The sequence below is a fragment of the Tenacibaculum sp. Cn5-46 genome, assembly GCF_022347705.1.
Taxonomy (GTDB): Bacteria; Bacteroidota; Bacteroidia; order Flavobacteriales; family Flavobacteriaceae; genus Polaribacter; species Polaribacter aiptasiae.
In genome coordinates this window covers 220299-236005 of the sequence record NZ_JAKRGD010000001.1, presented here as the reverse complement: position 1 = coordinate 236005, position 15707 = coordinate 220299, and the positions used below count along the sequence as shown (strand labels likewise).

Below are 15707 nucleotides of genomic sequence, written 5' to 3'. Positions count from 1 at the left end.
TTTCAAGATTTGTCCCGTACAACAAAAACAAAACAAACGATGTTACAAAACATTTGGCAAGGTTTCTATTTTTACTTTTATTTTTTCAATAAGAGTTGAGGCTTTGTACCATATTGTTAACACAAAATAATATCCTATAAAGTCTCGAATTTCGAGGCTTTTTTTTATGTTTAAAATGAAGAAAAAAATAGCCATACAAGGAGCAGAAGGTTCAAATCATCATAAAGTAGCTCGTGATTTTTACGGAGATAACGTAAACTTACAAGAGTGCTTATCATTTGATACATTAGTAAATAGCTTGTTAGATAAAACCTCCGACAAAGGAATTATGGCTATTGAAAATACTATTGCAGGTTCAATAATTCCAAACTATGCCTTAATTGATGCTAATAATCTTCATATTTCTGGAGAAGAATATTTAAATATTCATCATCATCTAATGGCGCTACCAGGGCAGCAAATTGAAGACATTAAAGAAGTATGTTCACACCCAATGGCTCTATTACAATGTAAGGAGTTTTTCAAAAAACACCCACATATAAAATTAGTTGAAGATGTTGATACTGCTGAAGTTGCTAAAAGAATTTCAAAAAACAAATTAGAAGGTGTAGCTGCAATCGCACCCAAATTGGCTGCTGATATTTTTGGCTTAGAAGTTATAGAAGATGAAATTCAAACGATGAAGGAAAATTCAACTCGTTTTGTCATTATTCAAACAGAAAAACCAAACAATGGAATAGATCAAATCAATAAAGCTTCTTTAAAATTTCAATTAGACCATAAAAGAGGAAGTTTAGCAGCTATTTTAAATGTATTAAGTGATTGTAAAATGAACCTAACTAAAATACAATCTTTACCAGTAATAGAAACACCTTGGAAGTATTCATTTTTTGTTGATGTTACTTTTGACGACTATAAAGACTACGAAAAAGCAGTTGCTATTATAAAAATTATGGCTTCAGAATTTAAAGTTTTAGGGGCATATAAAAATGGAAGAAAATGATTAAAGCAGCAAAAAGACTAAATACTGTACAGGAATACTACTTCTCTAAAAAATTGAGAGAAGTAAGAGAATTGGCTGCGTCAGGTAAACCAATAATTAATATGGGAATTGGTAGCCCAGATTTGCAACCACCATCAAAAGTTATAAATGCAATTCAACAAAGTTTTAATGACGCATCGGCTCATAAATACCAGAGTTACCAAGGTTTGCCAGAATTAAGAACTGCTATCTCAGAGTTCTACAAACAAAAATTTAAGGTAAACTTAAACGCTGCAAATGAAATCTTACCTTTAATGGGAAGCAAAGAAGGAATTATGCATATTTCTATGGCTTTTTTAAATGAAGGAGATCAAGTATTAATTCCCAATCCAGGATACCCAACTTACACATCAGTAACAAAGTTAGTTGGAGCGGAACCAATTTTTTACCAATTAGAAGAAAATAATAATTGGCAACCAAATATTGATGCACTAGAAAAATTAGATTTAACTAATGTAAAAATAATGTGGGTAAATTATCCACATATGCCAACTGGGACAAATGCTTTAAAAGAAACCTTTGAAAAGTTAGTTGCTTTTGGAAAAAAGCATGAAATCTTAATTGTGAATGACAATCCTTATAGTTTTATTTTAAACAATAACCCATTGAGCATTTTACAAGTTAATCGAGCAAAAGACATAGCTTTAGAATTAAACTCGTTAAGTAAAACATTCAATATGGCAGGCTGGAGAGTTGGAATGGTTTTAGGTAATGCTAACTATATAGAACAAATTTTAAAGGTAAAAAGTAATATGGATTCTGGTATGTTTTACGGAATTCAAAAAGGAGCAATTGAAGCACTTCAACTATCAGATGATTGGTTTAAAAATCAGAATAAAGAGTATGAAGAAAGAAGAGAATTGATTTTTAAAATAGCAGATAAATTAAACTGTATATATAATAAAAACTCAACAGGATTATTTGTTTGGGCAAAGATTCCAGAAGGAAAAACATCTGAAGAAGTAACAGATATGATTTTATATGATAAAGATATTTTTATCACACCGGGAACAGTTTTTGGAAGTCAAGGAGAAGGATACATTCGCTTTTCATTATGTGTTTCAAAAGAAATAATTAACAACGCACTGAATCGATTTTAAAAATGAATGTATTTGTAATAGGTATTGGATTAATTGGAGGAAGTATGGTATTGGATATAAAAAAACATTATCCAGAAGCTACTATATATGGAATAGACACCAACGAACAACATTTAGAAAAAGCAATTGAAATAGGGGTAGTAGACAAAAAAGCTACATTTAATGATATTGAAAATGCAGATATTGTAATTGTTTCTATCCCTGTAGATGTTCAATTACATGTAATTCCGAAAGTATTAGATGCGGTTAACGACAATACATTAGTACTAGATGTGGGATCTACAAAAGAAGATATTTGTCTTGCTTTAAAAGAACATCCAAAAAGGAGAAATTATTTAGCTACGCACCCAATAGCTGGAACAGAATTTTCTGGACCTACTGCTGCACATATTGGTTTATTTGAAAAGAAAACTAATATCATTTGTGAAGTAGAAAAAACAGCTTTTAAGCTACAAGAAAAAGCGTTAGAAATTTTTTCAAAATTAGGAATGCGTATACGTTATATGGATCCTAAATCGCATGATAAACACATCGCTTATATGTCGCATTTATCGCACATAAGTTCTTTCATGTTAGGAAAAACTGTAATAGAAAAAGAAAAAAACGAACGTGACATTTTTGATATGGCTGGAAGCGGATTTGCATCGACAGTTCGTTTAGCCAAGAGTTCACCTGCAATGTGGGCTCCAATTTTTGAACAAAATAAAACTAATGTTATTGAAACATTAGACGAATACATAAACAACCTTCAGCAATTTAAAGAGCTGATGAAACAAAACGATTTTACTGAAATTTATAACGAAATGGAAAGTACAAATCACATAAAGCAAATTTTAAACGGCATAAAATAAGAAGCCAAAACAACAGAAAAATGGAAAATACAAAAGAATTAAAAACATGGTTGGATGATATGAAGCTTACGCATCCACTAGTAATAGCAGGGCCTTGTAGTGCAGAAACCGAGGAGCAGGTTTTGAAAATAGCACACGAATTAAAAGATTCTGATGTAAACTATTTCCGTGCCGGAATTTGGAAACCAAGAACTCGCCCAGGAAATTTTGAAGGAGTTGGTGCATTAGGCTTAAAATGGTTACAAAAAGTAAAAGCAGAAACAGGAATGAAAACCTGTACAGAAGTTGCAAATGCAGCACACGTAAAGTTAGCTTTAGAACATGATATTGATTTATTATGGATTGGAGCTCGTTCTACCGTATCACCTTTTATTATGCAAGAAATTGCAGATGCTTTACAAGGAACTGACAAAATAGTGTTGGTAAAAAACCCAGTAAATCCAGATTTAGCATTATGGTTAGGAGGTATTGAAAGGTTATATACAGCAGGTATTAAAAATCTTGGAGCAATTCACAGAGGGTTTTCAACTTATGAAAAATCGAAATATAGAAATATTCCAGAATGGCAATTAGCTATTGAATTCCAAAACAGATTCCCTGACTTACCTTTAATATGTGATCCTTCTCATATTACAGGAAAAAGAGATATGGTTTTTGATGTATCACAAACTGCTTTAGATCTTAATTTTGATGGATTAATGATTGAAACTCACATCGATCCAGATAACGCATGGAGTGATGCTGCTCAACAAGTAACTCCAGCAACATTAATTCAAATGATGGAAGATTTAAAAATTAGAAAAGAAACAGAAACTGATTCTAGTTATAGAGAATCTTTAGAAAGTTTACGTGCTCAAATTAATGTTGTTGATGATCAATTAATAGAATTGATGGGTAAAAGAATGAAAGTAGCAGACAAAATTGGTCTTTTGAAAAAAGAGAAAAATGTTGCTGTACTTCAATCGAGACGTTGGAATGAAATTTTAGGTAAAATGATACTAGAGGGTGAAGAACGAGGTTTAAGTGAAGAATTTGTTTTAAAAATGTTTAAGGCAATTCACCAAGAATCTATTAATCACCAAGAAAAGATTATCAAAGGATAATTTCACAAAAAAAGGCTACAAAATGTAGCCTTTTTTATTTTATTTCATCCTCTAAAATCAATTCACCTTTTGTGGGTTCTTTAATTTCTAATTCTTCATCATTTAGAAACTTTATCTCATCTACTATAAAACCTCTATTATCTTCAGACAACTCCAAAATAAGTCCCGGAAGACCACCATATCTTATTGGCCCTAATTTAACAGGTATTTCTGGGCTATACCAAGCTATTATTTCCCATGGAAACTCTCTACCTCTCCATTTTTGGATATAAGTATATGTAGCCTTAAAACATTTATACCCCTTTATTTCTTTTGTTTCTTCAGTCAATTTCCAATTTATAAAATTTGCCTTTCTAACTTTTAAAAGATTTTGATAAGAATAATATAACTCTTCTATCAGTTTATCTTCTTTTTTATCAATATAAATTTTATCAAATCCATAAAACAAAGCTGTTACATACTTCTTTCTCTCTTGATCTTCATGTTCTGAAATTAAGTTTTTAGACAAATAGAATAAGGACTTACTTTTATTAAAATCTAAATTATAGATTAACATTTTTGCCATCATTTCCTCATCTAGATATTCTTGATAACGCAATACATTTACAGCTCTTAATTCTTCTGTAGCTTCAGATTTGGAAAAAAAGGCCCTATATCTAATTCTTCCTTTTGTTTGTGCTATGATTAAATTAAAAGTAAAAAGTAAAATCAGTAAAGTTATTTTCTTCATATAAGCATTTTTTGTAGGAACTAAATTAATTCAAAAAGTCAAAAAAACTATTCTTTATTAAAAATTAAAACAAATAATTTATCTGTATTACAACATTTAATTTTTATTCTCATCTTTGTTGTATGACAGGAACGGTATATAAATCTACAGGAAGTTGGTATTGGGTGAAGTCTAATCAGATTTTATATAAATGCCGTATTAAAGGAAAATTCCGTATTAAAGGAATAAAAAGTACCAACCCTATTGCAGTTGGTGACAAGGTTGATTTTGAATTAGAAACAAAAAATAACGAAGAAACAGGAGTTATTAGTAACATACATGAGAGAGATAATTATATTGTAAGAAAATCAGTAAACTTATCTAAACAAACACATGTTATTGCAGCTAATATTGACCAAGTATTTTTACTTATCACGATAAATAACCCTCCTACTTTTACTACTTTTATTGACCGCTTTTTAGTAACTACAGAAGCATATTCTATAAAAACAATTTTAGTTTTTAATAAAATTGATTCATATGAACTTGAGCAACGCGCTGAAGTTTTATACTTAAAAGATATTTATGAAAAAATAGGTTATCAATGTATCGAAGTATCGGCTACTAAAGATATAAATGTAGACACTATTAAAAACCAAATGACTGGTAAGGTATCTATGTTTGCTGGACACTCTGGTGTTGGTAAAACAACTTTGGTAAATGCTATTGAGCCAGGCTTAGATTTAAAAACCAAAGAAATATCAGAACAATATAAACAAGGAAAGCATACAACAACTTTTGCAGAAATGTTTGATTTAAGTTTTGATGCCAGAATTATAGATACTCCAGGAATCAAAGGTTTCGGTGTTGTAGATATGGAAAAAGATGAATTAGGTGATTATTTCCCCGAGTTTTTTGCATTAAAACAAGACTGCAAATTCAATAATTGTATACATATAAACGAACCTAAATGTGCGGTTAAAGATGCTTTAGAAGAAGATAAGGTTTCTTGGTCTCGCTATAAAAGCTATATGCAAATTATAGAAGGAGAAGAAGAACATTACCGAACTGATATTTGGGAATAACCCCAAGATACATACCCCAGTAATTTAAAAACATGAAAGCTGTAATTCAAAGAGTTTCAAAAGCTAGCGTTACAATTAACGGAGAAAAAGTTGCTAACATTCAAAAGGGATTATTAATTCTTGTCGGAATAGTTGAAAACGATACTAAAGAAGACATCGAATGGTTGTCTAAAAAAATTTCAAACCTTCGAATTTTCAATGACGAAAACGAGGTAATGAATAAATCATTAATAGACATATCAGGTGAAGCTATAGTTGTAAGTCAATTTACATTACAAGCATCTACTAAAAAAGGAAATCGACCAAGCTATATCAAAGCCGCTAAACCAAATATTGCCATTCCTATTTACGAACAGTTTATTCAACAAATTGAAAATGATTTAAATAAAAAAGTACAAACTGGTCAATTTGGTGCTGATATGAAGGTAGAATTATTAAATGACGGTCCTGTTACTATTATTATTGACTCTAAAAATAAAGAATAAATTCCATGGAAAGTATTATTTTTTATTTACATTTGTTCTAAATAATTATTACAATCAAATATTAAAATCCTAAAAATGAAAAAAACAATTTTAGCAATTGCATTTGTTGCAATCGGAGCTGTTTCATGTAAAACAGAGAAAAATAAAGTAACTGCTAACGAAGAAGTTAAAGAAGTAAAAAAAGTAGAAAACGTAATAAACTCATATAAAGCTAACGTTGCTGAATCAACAGTTACTTGGAAAGGAAGCAAGCCAACTGGATCTCACAATGGAGTTGTTAGCTTAGAAAAAGGTTTATTAGATATTGAAAACGGTGTCCTTAAATCTGGAGAGTTTGTTATTAACATGAATTCTATTGTTTGTCAAGATATAGAAGATCCTAAAAGTAAAGGAGACTTAGAAGGTCACTTAAAAGCTGGAGACTTTTTTGATGTTGCTAAATTCCCAACTGCTAAATTTGCAGTAACTAGTTCTGAAATGAAAGAAGGAAAATTACATGTAACTGGAAACTTAACTTTAAAAGATGTTACAAAAAGTATTACTATTCCTGCTACTGTAACTGAAGCTGATGGAACAGCAACTTTTAAAAGTGATGTTTTTAGTATTGATAGAACTGACTTTGGTGTTACTTACAAGTCTAAGAAAATTGATGCTGCTTTAAAAGATAAATTCATTAACGACTTAATGGAAATTTCTTTTGATATTAAAGCTAAAAAATAGTTTTTAAATCACAATAAAATAAAAAGGATTGACTAAGTCAACCCTTTTTATTTACACTTTAATGAATTTTTCTACTTCAAATAAATCTTTAAAATGTTTTAATATTTTTTGAGTTACCTCTTCCTCTGAAACTTTCTTTCCTAATTCAACTTCCATTGAGGTAACAGCCTTTCCTCTAATTCCACAAGGAATAATATTATCAAAATACCCTAAGTTGGCATTCACATTTAGCGCAAAACCGTGCATTGTTACCCATCTACTTGCACGTATCCCCATTGCGCAAATTTTTCTAGCAAAAGGAGTTCCTACATCCAACCACACTCCTGTTTCACCTTCACTACGGGTTCCTTTTATACCATATTCTGCGATTGTCAAAATAATTACTTCTTCTAACAATCTTAAATATTTATGTATATCGGTAAAAAAGTTTTCTAAATCTAAAATAGGATATCCTACAATTTGACCTGGTCCATGATATGTAATATCACCTCCTCTATTAATTTTATAAAAAGTAGCTTTTTTTTCTTTTAATTGACTTTCTGATAATAATAAGTTACTAATATCACCTGACTTCCCCAATGTATAAACATGAGGATGCTCCACAAATAAAAAGTAATTTGGGGTCTCTTTTTCCTCTTTGCTTTCTCTGTTTTTCCTCTTTAAAGAAACTATTCCATCTAACAAACTCGTTTGATAATCCCATGTCTCTTTGTAATCTTTTTCCCCCAATTGATTGAGGATTATTTTTTTATTCATAAATTTGAGGTATATAAGATGCTCCAAAGGTAGGGAAAAATACCTTTAAGTTGTTATTATCTATATTAATCGACTAGACAAATTATGATTAAAAAAAACACCCTTTCACTATTATTAATTTTCACTCTTTCCATAGGTAGTTTATACTCTCAAAGCTATTGGAATAGAGTAGAATCGAAGACGGCTTCTGTTAAAAAAGAAAAAATTCTTGACAGAAAAAGCACCCCCGAAAAATACTCTTTAAGAACATTAGATTTAGATGGTTTTACAAACTACATTTCTGGTGCTAAATCTAAAGGCAGTAAAAAAATAATTCAATTACCTAATTCAAAAGGTGAATTACAAAAATTTTCTATTCATGAAACCTCTTCACTAGCACCTGGACTAGCTGCTAAATTCCCAATGATTAAATCGTATTCTGCACAGGGCTTGGACAATCCTACCGCAGTAGCTAAAATTAGTTTGGGTAATGATGGTTTACACGCTATTATTTTTTATGGAAATGAAAGTACTGTGTATGTAGATCCTTACACCAAGGATAAAAAACAGTACATTATATATAAAAGAGAGCATTTACATGCTAATAAAGATGAGTTTTCATGTCAAATACAAGAAACTACTAAAAAAGTAGTTGCTCCATCTTATCAAAACAAAAATGCTAATGATGGTAAATTAAGAACTTATAGAATTGCTATAGCCTGTACTGGTGAATATGCTCAATTTCATTTAAACAATCAGAGTGTACCAGCATCAGCAACTGACGCAGCTAAGAAAGCAGCAGTTTTATCTGCAATGAATACAACCATGACACGTGTAAATGGTGTTTACGAACGTGATTTAGGCGTTAGAATGGTTATTGTTGACGATAATGATAAACTAATTTTTTTAGATGCTGCTACGGATGGTTTAACCAACGACAGTGCTAGTAGTTTAATAAATGAAAGTCAACAAAAATGTGACGCCATAATTGGTAACGCAAACTACGATGTAGGTCATACTTTCAGTACTGGAGGTGGTGGTTTAGCCGGATTAGGAGTAGTATGTGTTCCTGGACAGAAAGGAAGCGGTATTACAGGTAGTAGCCAACCTATTTCTGATCCTTATGATATTGATTATGTTGCTCACGAATTAGGACATCAATTTGGAGCAAATCACACCTTTAATGGAACTGCAGGTAATTGTGGTGGTAATATAGGTCCTACCTCTGTAGAACCTGGAAGTGGTTCGACAATTATGGCATATGCTGGTATTTGTGCTCCTCAAAACATTCAAAACAATAGTGATGATTATTTCCACACAATAAGTATTAAAGAAATGTGGAACCATATCCAATCAGTTGCTAGTTGTGGTACAAAAACTGATACTGGAAATACAGCTCCTACTGCAGACGCTGGTAGTGATTATACGATTCCAAAATCTACTCCTTTCGTGTTAAGAGGTACAGCTACTGATGCTCAAGGAACTGCTAGTTTAACCTACAACTGGGAACAAATAGATACAGAATCTGCTTCAGTTCCCTTAGAATCAGAATCAACTCAAGGTCCAGCTTTTAGATCTTTACCTTCTGATACTTCTCCTAATAGATACATGCCTAAACTATCTACTATTGTAGCAGGTAACACATCTACTAAATGGGAAGTACTTCCTTCAGTTGCTCGAACATTAAATTTTGCTTTTACTGTAAGAGATAATCATGCTGGAGGTGGAAATTCAGCTAGAGATGATATGAAAATAACGGTTACTAATGATGAAGCATTTACAGTTACAGCACCTAATTCAGCAGTAACTTGGAATACTGCAGAGACTCAAACAATAACTTGGAATAAAGGAAAAACAGACGAAGCTCCAATTAATTGTGCTAAAGTAAATATAAGACTTTCTACAGATGGTGGATTAACCTTTCCAATCCTTATAAAGGAAAATGTTGACAATGATGGTACAGAAGATATTGTAGTACCTAATCATCCTACGACTAAAGCTCGTATAATGGTTGAAGCAGCAGATAATGTTTTTTATAATGTAAACTCTACTGACTTTATTATTAACTCTACTGTTCCTACATTTTTATTTACAAACAAAACAAGTAAACAAACTATATGTAATAATGCAGGTACTTCAGTTGACTACGTTTTAAACTTAGATTTTGTTAACGGGTTTACAGAAACCGTAACGCTTTCTGCAACTGGTTTACCTAATGGCGCAACTGCTACTTTTAACCCTGCAACTATCAACGCAGATGGCGATGTAACAATGACTATTAGCAACTTAAATGGAAGTAATCAACAAGATTACACAATAGTTGCCAAAGGTACTTCTACAAGTGTTACTCAAACAACAGATGCTTTCTTAAAAGTTACAGGTACAAATTTTGTTAATATTAATCCTATTTCACCAGCTAACTTAGCTACAAATGTTAGTACAAGTCCTAAATTTGAATGGGGTGCAGATGCAAACGCTTCATCGTACAATATTGTAGTAGCCACTGATGCTAGTTTTGCTAATATTTTAATAAACGAAACTGCAACTACTAACTCATATACGCATTCATCACCTTTAAGTAATTCTACAAAATATTATTGGTATGTAAAGCCTAAAAATGATTGTGGAGAAGGTCCAAACTCAAGTATTGGTGAATTTACAACTGAAGCACCATCTTATTGTTCTTCAACATTTACTGATGAAGCTGGTGGAGGTGATCACATTACCAATGTTACATTCAACACTATTAACAATACTTCTGGAAATGATACAGTTGATGGATATGAAGATTTTACTTCGAAATCAACTACTGTAAGCAGGTCTTTAACTCATAAAGTAAGTGTAACTTTCAATACTGATGGTTTTCAAGATCACTGTTATGTATTTATTGATTGGAACCAAGACTTTCAATTTAATAAAACAACAGAACGATATGATTTAGGTACAAAAACAGAAGATATAGCTACTGCTACCCTTGACATTACAATACCTGAAGGAGCGACATTAGGAAGTACTAGAATGAGAGTTGTTGTAGAATACGCTGACCCTTCAAAAGGATTTGGTGATGGACCATGTGACTCAGACCATAAATCTGAATGGGGTGAGACTGAGGATTATACTATTATTATTGAAGAAAAACCAGTGCCAAGTTTTGCTTTAACTAACACTACAGGAGATGCATCTATTTGTAATAAAGCTGACAATGAACAAAGTTTTGTTATTGACTTTAAAACTTTATATGGTTTTAATGAAAATGTAGCATTCTCAGTTACTGGAATTCCAACTAATGCAACTAGTTCTTTTACTCCTGCATCATTAAGCGCTAATGGAAATGTTAATTTAACATTATCTAACTTAAACAATGCTGCTGTAGGTGATTATAATATGACAGTAACAGGTACATCTGCCTCAGTTACTAAATCTATTAATATTTTATTAAATGTTAATGACAACCTATGTAAATCATCAGGAAATACTAAATCTCAAATTAGTATTACTAATGTTAAATTTGGAGAGATTGATAATGCTTCAACAAAAACTACGGGTTACTCAGACTTTAAATCTACCTCAACAGGGGTTGTTAGAGGGGAAAGTTATGATTTAACAGTTGCCATTAACAAAGATGGTAATGATGATGTGAAAACTTATGGATGGATTGATTGGAATCAAAACTGTTCTTTTGATGCTGGAGAAGCTTTTGATTTAAGCTCGAATTCAAGTTCAATTGTAGTTCCTGAAGATGCTCTTTTAGGATCAACAACACTAAGAGTTTCTACAAAGCTTACAACAGCTCCTAATTCATGTGAGTTGGATTTTAATGGTGAAGTAGAAGATTACACCATTAATGTTGAAGAAAGTTTTGCTACTTCAAAGAGCTTATTTAGCGACTTAAAATTATACCCTGTTCCTGCCGAAGGAAAATTAACGGTAAGCTTCAAAGTGAAGTCTAAAGATTTAACCGTTGTTAGATTATTCGACTTAAGAGGTCAATTATTAGAAACTCAAAGTTTTTCTACAATTTCCAGTTCTTTTAATAAAGAAGTTGAATTTAAAACTATGAGTACAGGAATTTACTTACTTCAAATTGAAAACGACGGAAAAACTAAGACTAAAAAAGTTGTATTCAAATAAAAAACACATATAATACAAACAAAAAAGCGAGCTAAATAGCTCGCTTTTTTTATTCAAATACACCAAATATTATAAGTTATATTTTATACTTAAAACTCCAATCCTTGGTTGAATTACATAAGTCGAATTTGTTACAAAAATGTCATTACTACTATTTTGGTTTAACCCTTTTGAGTTTAATAAATTAGTAACTCCAATTTTATATTCCCATTTACTATCTTTTTTCTGATACGTTAAATCTGCCCTTAAAAACCCATAACTATCAATACTTGTACCGTTATTCACAACATTGTTATAAGTATATCTTGAAGTAAATATAAATTCTTTTAAAAAGTAAGCGTCAAAATTTAAATATGGGCTATGTGTTGTAAAAGTGTTTTTTATCCCTTGAATATCAGACTTATTAATAGATACATTGTATCCTATATCAAAATTTGGAGCTTCTCTAAAGTTTGTACTAAACTTTGTTCTATATGATTGTGAAAAAGTTTTAGCTAATCTATTCTCTACTAAATTCGTTTGACGGTTAGTGATTAAACTATTCGATTTAGCATACGAAACATCTCCTCCTAAACTCAATTTAAATTTCCTATAACTCTTTTGAAAATTAGCTCTTGCTGAAATAGTTTCATCTGGTAAAGCAGAATTTATCGAAGTTCTTATTTGATTTACCCCTAAAAACGCTGTGTTTCCTTTAATAACATCTTTACGTTTACTATAATTTATTGATCCAAAAACATTTGTATAGTTAAACATGTTAAAACTAAAATAGTTTAAGTTTATATTGTGGTACAAAGCATTTTCTAACTCTCGATTCCCTTTATACAAGCTATTATAATTATTAAAAACATAGCCTTCTGCTAATTGATTTACATCTGTAAAACTAGTTTCCATGCTATATCTCAATCGTAAAGTTTCTGATTTCTTTAAACTAATTTTTATAGATGCGTCAGGTAAAATTTTTGTAAATGAATTTTTAGTCTGCGAACCTAATTGCGTGTTTTTAGATACATAATTATGTACATTAAAACCTTGTGTAAAGGTAAATATACCTGTTATAAATTTGTAATGAAGACCAGCATATAAATCGTTAAAAGTAAAATCAACATCATTAATTGAAGCTGGATTTGTTACTTGTGTTTTATTCCCTCCTAAAATCTCAAAAATATCAGAATTAAATTGTTGAGTACTTAATGTTGTTCCAAGAGTTACATTCAAGTTACTTTTAGAATTTATTACATAGTAATAATCTAAATTTGCATCAAACTTGTTTGTCTTTACTCTTTTGTTTTGGCTAATATTAAATGGATTCGCTGTTATATTTAACCCTATTAAGTTAGCAAATGAAAGTTGTTCTAATTCTGCATTGTAAAAAGGATCTTCGTCTTGCCATAAATGTTGAGCTTCAAAAGCAAAAATATTTTTATCATTTAATGTATAATAATAATTTAAATTCTGATTGATTGAAAAAGGGCTTTGATCTGAAAACTGATTAATTGGCACAACCTCATCACTTGCATTCAAATATGTTCTTGAAGATATTGTTGATTGACTTTGACTTTGACTTGATACTTTGGCAAAAATGTCATAATCTAATTGATTATTTGTATTAGGTTTATAACTAGAACTTAATTTAAATAATCCTAAATCACTTTTTTGATTTGTTAAATCTTGAGTATTTTCAGTATCAATAATTGGAGGTGTTCCAACTGGTAAATTATTAACATCTACTCCTCTATTTATGTATTCTCTTGAAGTAGTTTCTTGCATTTCAGTATCATTTCCTGAATAAATAGCAAACCCACTAATATCCCATGTTTTTTTAGGTGAGTAACTAAAATTTAACGCTCCAAATCTTGATTCAATTTCTTTAGCTCTATTATTTCTTAAAGTTAAGAACGATATATCATTTGAACCAACATCAAAATTAGTTCCATTACCAGAACCTCCTAAAGCTCTGAATCCTCCTGTGAACTTAAAATAATCTCTCATGGTAAAAGGGACTTCACCTATATTATTCACATCAGTAATAATATTGATACTGTACTTAGGACTATAGTAAAAAAGCTTAGGATGAGCTATATATCTACTATCATTCATTCCTACACCCAACCCTGCTGTTACTTCACCAAACCAAAAATTCTTTTTCCCTTCTTTAAGTTTTATATTAATTACAACATTATCCTCATTGTCTGTAACCCTACTCATTTGTCCAACTTCACTATGATTCTTTAACACCTCTACTTTATCTACAGCATTTGCTGGAATATTTTTAGTTGCTATTTTAGAATCTCCATCGAAAAAATCTTTTCCCTCTACCATTACCTTTTTTACTGTCTTTCCTTCTACCTCTATTTCTCCATCATCATTTACTTCAACACCTGGTAATTTTTCAAGAACATCTCCCAACTTCTTTTCAGTACCACTTTTAAAACTATCAGCATCATATACTATAGTATCACCTTTAACAGTAACAGGCATTTTATAAGTAATGTTTACTTCGTCTAGCGTATCATCTCCTTTTAAATTAATGTCTTTAACTACATTTACCTCTTTAGTCTCCACTAAAATATCTGAGGTTTTCATTCCTATATAACTAACCTTAATGCTGTAGGAAGAATTCTTCTTTAAATTCAGTTTATAATTTCCATTTGCATCAGTAAAACCATATGAATCTAACTTCTTAGTTCCTTTATTAATAGCAATTACGTTCGCCATTTCTAGCGGATTTCCGATACTATCTTTCACTACTCCTTTCAGGGTAATCTGGGCATACAATCCCCATGTAGCCATGAAAATGGCTATGAATAATATTTTCTTCATTATATAAATTTGTTAATTGTATTTAGTTAAAAGCCTCGACCTCTTCCGCCTCCTCGACCACCACGTCTATTTCTAAACATTTCTCTCATTTCTTCCATCTTCTTTTTCATAATCTCGGCATATTCTTTCTTAGATACTTTTTTTCCTTTTTTTGGCTCTTTAATCTCTACTTTTTCTGATGAATTCATCACAATTTCTGTACATAAAATAGTAGTTCTTCCTTCATTTATTTCTAAAATCAAACCTGGCAAACCTCCATAGTTTCCTGGACCATTACTCACTGGTATTTGAGGTGTATACCAAGCTGTAACTTTAATTTCTTTAGGCATCTCAATTTCATCAGTTATTTTTTTTGTTTTTGTAGTATCGCTCTTTTTCTTTTTAGGTCTTCTTCGCATATTACGCCAATCTAAACCATCCGCCTTCTTTGTCATTGTAGCTTTAAAACATGTATAATTTCCTATTTGTTTTGTTTCACTACCTAATTCCCATTCTAGCTTCTCTGAAGAACTATTTATCAGAAACTTTTTACCAAAAGACTCTTTAGATTCTAAAACCTTATGTTCTTTTAAGTTCTTATAAGTTTCCCCTCCGCTCATCATACCTCCAAAACGAAAACCTCTTCCTGTACCTGGAGTTGCTAATTTTTCTTCCTCTTTATAAACAGATTCATTTTTAGTAAAATTTAAAACATATGTTTTTTCCAACATACTTTTCATTCTTTGTAAAATCTGTTTCTTTCGTTCTTCAGACATTTGCCTACCTCCAAAATTAGGATCTATAGTAGTCTTAGATTTATAAACTGCTTTCCCTTGAAAATTTGATTGGGAAAACCCTGAAATTGAAATGCATAAAATTAGACATGATAAAAAACACTTCATGATTTTTGGCTTTTAAATTGATTAATAAAACTTTAGTTAACT

12 protein-coding genes are annotated in these 15707 nt (G+C 30.8%); 8 read left to right on the top strand and 4 right to left on the bottom strand.

Translation table 11 applies throughout. The annotated features are described in order from the left end of the window. Positions 1–175: 175 nt before the first annotated feature. Genes MHN29_RS01030 through MHN29_RS01015 form a run of 4 tightly spaced genes read left to right on the top strand, consistent with a single transcriptional unit; the run spans position 176 to position 4096 of the window. Positions 176–1003 (top strand): prephenate dehydratase, encoded by an 828-nt coding sequence (locus MHN29_RS01030; protein ID WP_235273465.1) that lies wholly within the window; start codon positions 176–178, stop codon positions 1001–1003. After that, on the top strand, positions 1000–2142 hold the full coding sequence (locus MHN29_RS01025) for a pyridoxal phosphate-dependent aminotransferase (RefSeq protein WP_235273467.1): 1143 nt from the start codon (positions 1000–1002) through the stop codon (positions 2140–2142). The genes MHN29_RS01030 and MHN29_RS01025 overlap by 4 nt, the downstream gene beginning before the upstream one ends. Positions 2143–2144: 2 nt before the next feature. After that, positions 2145–2993: a prephenate dehydrogenase gene (locus MHN29_RS01020; protein ID WP_235273468.1), complete on the top strand. Its 849-nt coding sequence runs from the start codon at positions 2145–2147 to the stop codon at positions 2991–2993. A 20-nt stretch (positions 2994–3013) separates the two neighbouring features. After that, positions 3014–4096 (top strand): bifunctional 3-deoxy-7-phosphoheptulonate synthase/chorismate mutase type II, encoded by a 1083-nt coding sequence (locus MHN29_RS01015; protein ID WP_235273469.1) that lies wholly within the window; start codon positions 3014–3016, stop codon positions 4094–4096. A gap of 34 nt (positions 4097–4130) precedes the next feature. On the opposite strand, the gene MHN29_RS01010 is transcribed toward MHN29_RS01015, so the two are convergent. Next, complete coding sequence (locus tag MHN29_RS01010; protein WP_235273470.1) at positions 4131–4826, bottom strand: GLPGLI family protein; 696 nt, start codon at positions 4824–4826, stop codon at positions 4131–4133. Positions 4827–4948: 122 nt separating this feature from the next. Here MHN29_RS01010 and rsgA point away from each other — a divergent pair, with 122 nt between their 5' ends. The 3 genes from rsgA to MHN29_RS00995 all read left to right on the top strand — a co-directional run bounded on the left by rsgA (position 4949) and on the right by MHN29_RS00995 (position 7095). Further along, a complete protein-coding gene (gene rsgA / locus MHN29_RS01005) occupies positions 4949–5890 on the top strand; it encodes a ribosome small subunit-dependent GTPase A (RefSeq protein ID WP_235273471.1) in 942 nt (313 codons plus the stop codon). Between the two features lie 32 nt (positions 5891–5922). Continuing rightward, complete coding sequence (dtd, locus tag MHN29_RS01000) at positions 5923–6375, top strand: D-aminoacyl-tRNA deacylase (RefSeq protein ID WP_235273472.1); 453 nt, start codon at positions 5923–5925, stop codon at positions 6373–6375. A 75-nt stretch (positions 6376–6450) separates the two neighbouring features. Further along, positions 6451–7095 (top strand): YceI family protein, encoded by a 645-nt coding sequence (locus MHN29_RS00995; RefSeq protein ID WP_235273473.1) that lies wholly within the window; start codon positions 6451–6453, stop codon positions 7093–7095. Between the two features lie 51 nt (positions 7096–7146). Here the strand turns inward: MHN29_RS00995 and lipB are convergent, their stop codons facing one another. Then, positions 7147–7851, bottom strand: a complete 705-nt coding sequence (gene lipB / locus MHN29_RS00990) for a lipoyl(octanoyl) transferase LipB (RefSeq protein ID WP_235273475.1) — start codon at positions 7849–7851, stop codon at positions 7147–7149. Positions 7852–7935: 84 nt separating this feature from the next. On the opposite strand from lipB, the gene MHN29_RS00985 reads away from it, so the two are divergent. Beyond that, positions 7936–11961 carry a reprolysin-like metallopeptidase gene (locus MHN29_RS00985; RefSeq protein ID WP_235273476.1) on the top strand — a complete coding sequence of 1342 codons (4026 nt, stop codon included), beginning with the start codon at positions 7936–7938 and terminating at the stop codon, positions 11959–11961. Positions 11962–12030: 69 nt separating this feature from the next. Here MHN29_RS00985 and MHN29_RS00980 read toward each other — a convergent pair whose 3' ends face one another. Both MHN29_RS00980 and MHN29_RS00975 read right to left on the bottom strand, forming a co-directional pair. After that, positions 12031–14784: a TonB-dependent receptor gene (locus MHN29_RS00980; protein ID WP_235273477.1), complete on the bottom strand. Its 2754-nt coding sequence runs from the start codon at positions 14782–14784 to the stop codon at positions 12031–12033. Between the two features lie 26 nt (positions 14785–14810). Continuing rightward, positions 14811–15665: a GLPGLI family protein gene (locus MHN29_RS00975; protein WP_235273478.1), complete on the bottom strand. Its 855-nt coding sequence runs from the start codon at positions 15663–15665 to the stop codon at positions 14811–14813. Positions 15666–15707: the final 42 nt, after the last annotated feature.